The sequence below is a fragment of the Aeromonas australiensis genome (assembly GCF_000819725.1).
Taxonomy (GTDB): domain Bacteria; phylum Pseudomonadota; class Gammaproteobacteria; order Enterobacterales; family Aeromonadaceae; genus Aeromonas; species Aeromonas australiensis.
Window position 1 is genome coordinate 141536 of the sequence record NZ_CDDH01000051.1, and the last position, 7509, is coordinate 149044.

Annotated in this window: 6 protein-coding genes and 1 riboswitch; all 6 genes read left to right on the forward strand. The window is 64.3% G+C overall.

All coding sequences use genetic code 11. The annotated features are described in order from the left end of the window. Window positions 1-185: 185 nt before the first annotated feature. A riboswitch (TPP riboswitch) is annotated at window positions 186-298 on the forward strand. A gap of 299 nt (window positions 299-597) precedes the next feature. Further along, window positions 598-2667, forward strand: coding sequence for a phosphomethylpyrimidine synthase ThiC (gene thiC, locus BN1117_RS08240; protein ID WP_040096412.1), 2070 nt, complete (start codon window positions 598-600; stop codon window positions 2665-2667). Then, window positions 2664-4292, forward strand: a complete 1629-nt coding sequence (gene thiE / locus BN1117_RS08245) for a thiamine phosphate synthase (protein WP_040096414.1) — start codon at window positions 2664-2666, stop codon at window positions 4290-4292. Before thiC ends, thiE begins: the two co-directional genes overlap by 4 nt. Next, complete coding sequence (locus BN1117_RS08250) at window positions 4282-5076, forward strand: HesA/MoeB/ThiF family protein (protein WP_040096416.1); 795 nt, start codon at window positions 4282-4284, stop codon at window positions 5074-5076. The genes thiE and BN1117_RS08250 overlap by 11 nt, the downstream gene beginning before the upstream one ends. Beyond that, the gene (thiS, locus tag BN1117_RS08255; protein WP_040096417.1) at window positions 5073-5279 is read left to right on the forward strand and encodes a sulfur carrier protein ThiS; all 207 of its coding nucleotides are present in this window, start codon (window positions 5073-5075) and stop codon (window positions 5277-5279) included. The genes BN1117_RS08250 and thiS overlap by 4 nt, the downstream gene beginning before the upstream one ends. 85 nt (window positions 5280-5364) lie before the next feature. Next, window positions 5365-6132: a thiazole synthase gene (locus tag BN1117_RS08260; RefSeq protein WP_024945667.1), complete on the forward strand. Its 768-nt coding sequence runs from the start codon at window positions 5365-5367 to the stop codon at window positions 6130-6132. A 20-nt stretch (window positions 6133-6152) separates the two neighbouring features. Beyond that, complete coding sequence (thiH, locus tag BN1117_RS08265; protein ID WP_052441454.1) at window positions 6153-7373, forward strand: 2-iminoacetate synthase ThiH; 1221 nt, start codon at window positions 6153-6155, stop codon at window positions 7371-7373. Window positions 7374-7509: the final 136 nt, after the last annotated feature.

A 7509-nucleotide genomic window follows, 5' to 3' on the forward strand; every position in this document is an offset into this window, starting at 1 on the left:
TTTTCTCCTCTTGTCCCTGCATGATCACAGCGGGAACCTGTGGCGTGCCAAGGTGATGCCAGCGCAGGTTTGACCTCTGTTTGGGGTGGCCCCGTGATCGAGGCACTGTTCACTCATCTGTTGCAAGAGGCGTGTTGGCCAGATTGTTAACGGCTTGTGCTTTAAATTTTCCCCCTTATACTGGCGCCATCTTGTCGGAGTGCTGACCGTCGAACGACGCGAAGCTGAGACCGTTAATTCGGGATCCGTGGAACCTGATCAGGTTAAAACCTGCGAAGGGAACAAGGGTAACTTGCGGGTTACCGCGCCGGGGGCGTCACGCTGCAGAGAGCAGAGCCCCCGCTCATCGAAGGGATCATCCGAGATGGGTCAGGGCGCACAGGAGGGAGTCTGTCCCGTCCGGTTGTCCAGCACGTGGGGCGCCTTGCCCACAGCGTGCAGAGAGCGGGAAGCGGCAGAACAGCAGCGCGAAGACCCATCAGGTCCATCTCGCACGCACTCCCTCTCGAGATAAACACCCCGCCGCAAGTTCATCTTCTCCTCGAACTCCAGACAAGCAAACACCCATAACTTCAACCAGTTAATGTGAGTTTTGCTATGTCTACTTCTGTATCTGATACCAATAAATCCAGCCGTCGCGAGCAGCGCTCCAGCGCTCAGGCCTTTATCGACAGCCTCAAGGGGATGGCTCACCCCAACTCCCGCCGCATCTTTATCGAAGGCTCCCGCCCCGATATTCGTGTCCCGCTGCGGGAGATCCAGCTGGCTGACACCTTCGTCGGCGGCACCAAAGAAGATCCCCGGTTCGAGCCCAACGAGCCGGTGCCGGTCTACGACACCTCGGGCCGTTACGGGGAGGAGGGGGTCGCCATCGACGTGCGCCGCGGCCTGCCGCGCCTGCGGGAGAACTGGGTGCTGGAGCGGGATGATACCGATGAGTTGCCGGGCCTCAGCTCCACCTTCACTCAGGAGCGGCTGGCCGATGAGGGGCTGGATCACCTGCGCTTCGATCACCTGAACTCTTTGCAACATAAGCCGCGCCGTGCCAAGCCGGGTCGCCGGGTGACCCAGCTGCACTATGCCCGTGCCGGCATCGTCACTCCCGAGATGGAATTTATCGCCATTCGCGAGAACATGGGGCGCGAGCGGGTGCGCTCCGAGCTCTTGCGCACCCAGCATCCGGGCCGCGATTTCGGTGCCCGTTTACCCCAGAACATCACCCCGGAATTTGTGCGCGATGAGGTAGCCGCCGGTCGTGCCATCATCCCCAGCAACATCAACCACCCGGAAGCGGAGCCGATGATCATCGGCCGCAATTTTCTGGTGAAGATCAACGCCAATATCGGCAACTCGGCGGTCACTTCCAGCATTGAGGAGGAGGTGGAGAAGCTGGTCTGGTCCACCCGCTGGGGCGCCGACACCGTGATGGATCTCTCCACCGGCCGCTATATCCACGAGACCCGCGAGTGGATCCTGCGCAACAGCCCGGTGCCCATCGGTACCGTGCCCATCTATCAGGCGCTGGAGAAGACCAACGGCATCGCCGAAGAGCTCACCTGGGAGCTGTTCCGCGACACCCTGCTGGAGCAGGCCGAGCAGGGGGTGGACTACTTTACCATCCACGCCGGTGTCCTGCTGCGCTTCGTGCCGATGACCGCCAAGCGCCTCACCGGCATCGTGTCGCGCGGTGGCAGCATCATGGCCAAGTGGTGCCTCTCCCATCACAAGGAGAACTTCCTCTACCAGCACTTTCGCGAAATCTGCGAGATCTGCGCCGCCTATGATGTGGCCCTGTCGCTGGGCGACGGTCTGCGCCCCGGTTCCGTCTATGACGCCAACGACGAGGCCCAGTTTGCTGAGCTGCGCACTCTGGGCGAGCTGACCAAAATTGCCTGGGAGTACGACGTGCAGGTGATGATCGAGGGGCCGGGTCATGTGCCCATGCACATGATCGAGCGCAATATGACCGAGCAGCTGGAGCACTGCCACGAGGCGCCTTTCTATACGCTGGGCCCGCTCACCACCGATATCGCGCCGGGTTACGATCACTTCACTTCCGGCATCGGCGCCGCGCTCATCGGCTGGTATGGCTGCGCCATGCTCTGCTACGTCACCCCCAAGGAGCATCTGGGGCTGCCCAACAAGGAGGATGTGAAGCAGGGCCTCATCACCTACAAGATCGCCGCCCACGCTGCCGATCTGGCCAAGGGGCACCCGGGCGCCCAGATCCGCGACAACGCCATGTCCAAGGCGCGCTTCGAGTTTCGCTGGGAGGATCAGTTCAATCTGGCGCTGGATCCCGACACCGCCCGTGCCTACCACGACGAAACCCTGCCGCAGGAGTCCGGCAAGGTGGCCCACTTCTGCTCCATGTGCGGGCCCAAGTTTTGCTCCATGAAGATCACTCAGGATGTGCGCGCCTACACCGCCGAACTGAATGCAGCAAAGCTTGAAGCGGTGGAGATCAAGCTGGTCGGTATGGATGGCCAACAGGAGCAGGTGGTGGCCGAGGTGGAGAGTGGCATCGCCCACAAGGAGCCGGAGACCTTCAAGCAGGCCGACGTTGAGAGCGGTATGGCCCGCATGGCCGAAACCTTCAAGGAGACCGGTGGCGAGATTTACCATCAGGCGGCGGCACTGAAACAGGCCGCTGGGGAGGAGGCGTGAGCAGCGCAAGCGGGGCTGTCAGCCCCGCCGACCTGTCGCCTGTGACCGACTCGCGACCCTTGGGTAGTGATCTCAAAATGAGAGTGTGGACGATAGCGGGTTCCGACTCCGGCGGTGGCGCCGGCATTCAGGCCGACTTGCACACATTGCACGACCTCGGCGTGCACGGCTGCTCGGTTATCTCCGCCATCACCGCCCAGAACTCGGTGGCGGTGAAGATGGTCGACCCCGTGCTGATGCAGACCTTCACCGCCCAGATCGACGCCCTCGGCGTCGATCTGCCGCCCGCTGCCATCAAGATCGGCCTGCTGCCGACCCGGCTTCACGTCGAGGTGCTGGCCCGTCGACTGGCAACAATCGAGGCCCCCTTCGTGGTCTACGACCCGGTGGCCATCGCCAGCACCGGCACCCCGATGGCGGAGCCCAATATGCTGGAAGCGGTGCGCGAACAGCTGCTGCCACGTCTCTCGCTCATCACCCCCAACGGCCCCGAACTGGAAGCCCTGACCGGCTTGCCGGTCAGCAGCCCCGAGCTGGTGCGCCTCGCCGCCCGCCGTCTGCGCGAACTGGGCGCCCGCGCCGTGCTGGTCAAGGGGGGTCATCTGGAGTGGAGCGGGGAGCTGTGTCTGGACTACTACCAGGACGAGACCCGCGAATTCTGGCTGGCAGCGCCGCGCCTGAATACCCGCCATGGCCACGGCACCGGCTGCTGCTACGCCAGCGCCATCGCCGCCGTGGTGGCGCAGGATTATCCGGTGGAGGACGCCATCACCCTGGCGCGAGCCTACCTGCAACAGGGGTTGGCTGCGGCGCAGGGGGTGGGCGCAGGCCCGGGGCCCATCGCCCATCTCGGCTGGCCAGCCGATCTTGCCCACTTTCCCCGCGCCGTGCTGGCAGGGTCTGCCCTCGATCGCCGCTTCGGGCTTTATGAAGCGAGCAGCGCCCGCCTGCCGGATGGCCCCTTTGCCGCCACCGAGCACAATCTCGGCCTCTATCCGGTGGTGGATTCGGTCAAATGGCTGCGCCGCCTGCTAGGGCAGGGGGTCAAGACCATCCAGCTGCGGATCAAGGATCTGCCTGCCGCAGAGGTGGCGCCGGCCATTCGTGATGCGGTAGCGCTCGGTCGCCGTCATGGGGCGCGGCTCTTTATCAACGACTACTGGCAGCAGGCCATCGAGGCGGGCGCCTGGGGCGTGCATCTGGGGCAGGAGGATATGGAGACGGCCGATCTCGCCGCCATTCAGGCGGCCGGGCTGCGCCTTGGCATCTCCACCCACGGCTACTTCGAGCTGATGCGGGCGCGCGAGCTGGCCCCCTCCTATATGGCGCTGGGTCATATCTTTCCGACCAACACCAAGGCGATGCCTTCGCGCCCGCAGGGGCTGGTGCGGCTGCACCGCTACCGCGCCCTGATGGCGGATTGGCCGACGGTGGCCATCGGCGGCATCAGCGAGGAGCGGGTGGCGGCGGTCAAGGCCAGCGGGGTCGGCAGTATCGCGCTGGTCTCGGCCATCACGGCCAGCGATGACTGGCAGGGGGCGACCGAACGGCTGCTTGCTGCCGTGGGGGCAGGGGATAAGCCGCGCTCGGCCACTGTTATACGGGAGGCAGAACATGCGCTCTGATGCCGCTTCTCTTAGTGACAAAGAGTATCTGCGATACGGTCGCCAGCTGATGCTGGCGGAAGTGGGTGAAGAAGGGCAGGCACGGCTCAAGGATAAATCGGTGCTGATCGTCGGCCTCGGCGGGCTTGGCTCGCCGCTCGCCCTCTATCTGGCCGGGGCCGGGGTGGGCACCTTGTGGCTGGCCGATGGCGATACGGTCGATTCCAGCAACCTGCCGCGCCAGATCCTGTTCGATAGCGAGGCGGTCAACCACTCCAAGGCGGAGCTGGCCCGCGAGCGCCTTAGCAAACACAACCCGCTGGTGGAGCTGATCGCCATTAACCAGCGCCTCGATGCCGCCAGCCTGCCGGAGTTTGTGGCAGAGGTGGATCTGGTTGTCGACTGCTGCGACAACCTCGCCACCCGCCAGGCTATCAACGTCGCCTGCGTGGCTCAGGGCAAACCCTGGATCTCCGCCGCTGCCGTGGGTTGGCAGGGGCAGCTGATGGCGCGCACAGGTACGGATCACGCCTGCTACGCCTGCCTCTATCCGCTGGATACCAAGATCGTTGAGCGCTGCGAGACCAGCGGCGTCACCGGCCCGCTGGTCGGGGTGATGGGCTCTTTGCAGGCGCTGGAGGCACTGAAACTGCTGCTCGGGATGCCGAGCCCGGTGGCTGGCACATTGCGCCGCTTCGATGCGTTGACCCATCAGTGGCAGACCCTCACGCTGGCTCCCGACCCCGATTGCCCGGTCTGCGGGCAGCGCCGATGCCCGACACACGATAAGGAGATCACCCCATGACCTTGACCATTCGACTCAACGATAAAGCCCAGCCGCTGGCGGCAGGGCAGAGTGTGGCCGACCTGCTGGCGGCGCAAGAAGTTAATCCACAGGGAGTGGCGGTAGCCCTTAACGGCGCCGTGCTGCCCCGTGGCCGCTGGGCCGAGACCCGTCTCAATGACGGGGACGAACTCCACCTCTTTACCGCCATTGCCGGAGGCTGATCCATGATGCTTGCGATCCCATCTTCGAGCGTTCTGCCTTGCGGCGGAACTTCATCTCTTCTTACCACTGTGGCGGGAGGCTGACATGCTCAAAATTGCCGATCACACCTTCTCATCGCGCCTCTTTACCGGCACCGGCAAGTTTGCCCGCCCGGATCTGATGGCCGCCGCCATCGAGGCGAGCGGCTCCCAGCTGGTCACCATGGCCATCAAGCGGCTCGAACCGGGCAAGGCCCACGACGATATCCTGAGCCCCTTGCTGCAACTCGGGGTCAAGCTCTTGCCCAACACCTCCGGCGCCAAGACCGCCGCCGAGGCGGTATTTGCCGCCCATCTCGCCCGCGAGGCGCTGGGGACGAACTGGCTGAAGCTGGAGATCCACCCCGATCCGCGCTATCTGCTGCCCGATCCCATCGAGACGCTGAAAGCCGCCGAGCAGTTGGTGAAAGAGGGCTTTGTGGTGCTGCCCTACTGCGGCGCCGACCCCGTGCTGTGCAAGCGGCTCGAAGAGGTGGGCTGCGCTGCCGTGATGCCGCTGGGCGCCCCCATCGGCTCCAATCAGGGGCTGGTGACCCGGGAGTTTCTCTCCATCATCGTCGAGCAGGCCAATGTGCCTGTGGTGGTGGATGCGGGGATCGGTGCGCCGAGCCATGCCGCCGCCGCCTTTGAGCTGGGCGCCGATGCCGTGCTGGTCAACACCGCCATCGCGGTGAGCGGCGACCCGGTTGCCATGGGCCGCGCCTTTGCGCTGGCCTGCACCGCCGGTCGCAGCGCTTATGAGGCAGGCCTTGGCGCCCGCGCCCTGCAGGCCCAAGCCTCCAGCCCGCTCACCGATTTTCTGGGGGCGCTATGAGTCATGAAACAGGGGCGACCATGAACATCTCCCCCTTGCCCCAAGGGCAGCCAGAGGTTTGCCCCCCTCTCCCTCTGGGAGAGGGGCTGGGGGTGAGGGCGCCGGGGGTGAGGGCTAAGGATCCAACCTTTCTCGACAGTTGGCAGGAGCTGGAGTGGGACGATATCGGCATGCAGATCCGCGCCAAAACGGTCGCCGATGTAGAGCGCGCCCTGAGCGCCCCCCGCCGCACCCTGGCCGATTTTATGGCGCTGATCTCCCCTGCCGCCGAAGCCTATCTGCCGCAGATGGCGGCCGAGGCCGAGCGGCTGACCCGCCAGCGCTTTGGCAACACCATCGGCTTCTATGTACCGCTCTATCTGTCGAACCTCTGTGCCAACGACTGCACCTACTGCGGCTTCTCCATGAGCAACCGCCTCAAGCGCAAGACCTTGAATGCAGAGGAGATAGAGCGCGAGTGTCTGGCCATCAAGGCGCGCGGTTTCGACAGCGTGCTGCTGGTGACCGGCGAGCATGAACACAAGGTGGGGCTCGCCTATTTTCGCGAGATGATGCCCATCATCCGCCGCCACTTCAGCACGGTGGGGATGGAGGTGCAGCCCCTCTCCCAAGACGAGTACGCCGAGCTGAAAACCCTCGGCCTCGATTCGGTCATGGTCTATCAGGAGACCTACCATGCCCCCACCTACGCCCGCCACCATCTGCGTGGCAACAAGCGGGACATCGCATGGCGCCTTGCCACGCCGGATCGGCTGGGCCGCGCCGGTATAGACAAAATCGGATTGGGGGCGCTCATCGGTCTCTCCTCGGACTGGCGCGCCGACAGCTACTTTGTCGCCGAGCATCTGAGCTGGCTTGAGCGTCACCACTGGCAGAGCCGCTACTCGCTCTCCTTCCCGCGCCTGCGCCCCTGCACCGGTGGGCTGGAACCTGCCGTGGTTATGTCGGATCGCCAGCTGGCCCAGCTTATCTGTGCCTGGCGCCTCTTCTCGCCGACGCTGGATTTGTCCCTCTCCACCCGCGAGTCGGCCACCTTTCGCAACGGCGCGGTGCGCCTTGGCATCACCCAGATGTCGGCCGAGTCACGCACCCAGCCGGGGGGCTATGCCGAGGGGGATGCAGAGGAGCTGGAACAGTTTGCCATCCACGACGACCGCCCGGTGGGGGAAGTGGCCGCCGCCGTGCGGCAGGCCGGGTTGCAGCCGGTGTTTAAGGATTGGGAGCCGTTTTTGGGGAGATAGAAGGTGCTCTCCCTTTGCCATACACAGATCGGGGAGAGTGATGCCGGAACACAATAGCTATTCGCGGTAAACGTTGGGCTTCGCAAGCTCAGCCGCAACCTACATCTGTGGTAGGTTTGTAGTGGCATAGTGAATT

Excerpts from the sequence above, each read along its gene's own strand:
- thiC (WP_040096412.1), top strand. The coding sequence starts at position 598 with ATGTCTACTTCTGTATCTGATACCAATAAATCCAGCCGTCGCGAGCAG.
- BN1117_RS08250 (WP_040096416.1), top strand. The coding sequence starts at position 4,282 with ATGCGCTCTGATGCCGCTTCTCTTAGTGACAAAGAGTATCTGCGATAC.
- thiS (WP_040096417.1), top strand. The coding sequence starts at position 5,073 with ATGACCTTGACCATTCGACTCAACGATAAAGCCCAGCCGCTGGCGGCA.
- BN1117_RS08260 (WP_024945667.1), top strand. The coding sequence starts at position 5,365 with ATGCTCAAAATTGCCGATCACACCTTCTCATCGCGCCTCTTTACCGGC.
- thiH (WP_052441454.1), top strand. The coding sequence starts at position 6,153 with ATGAACATCTCCCCCTTGCCCCAAGGGCAGCCAGAGGTTTGCCCCCCT.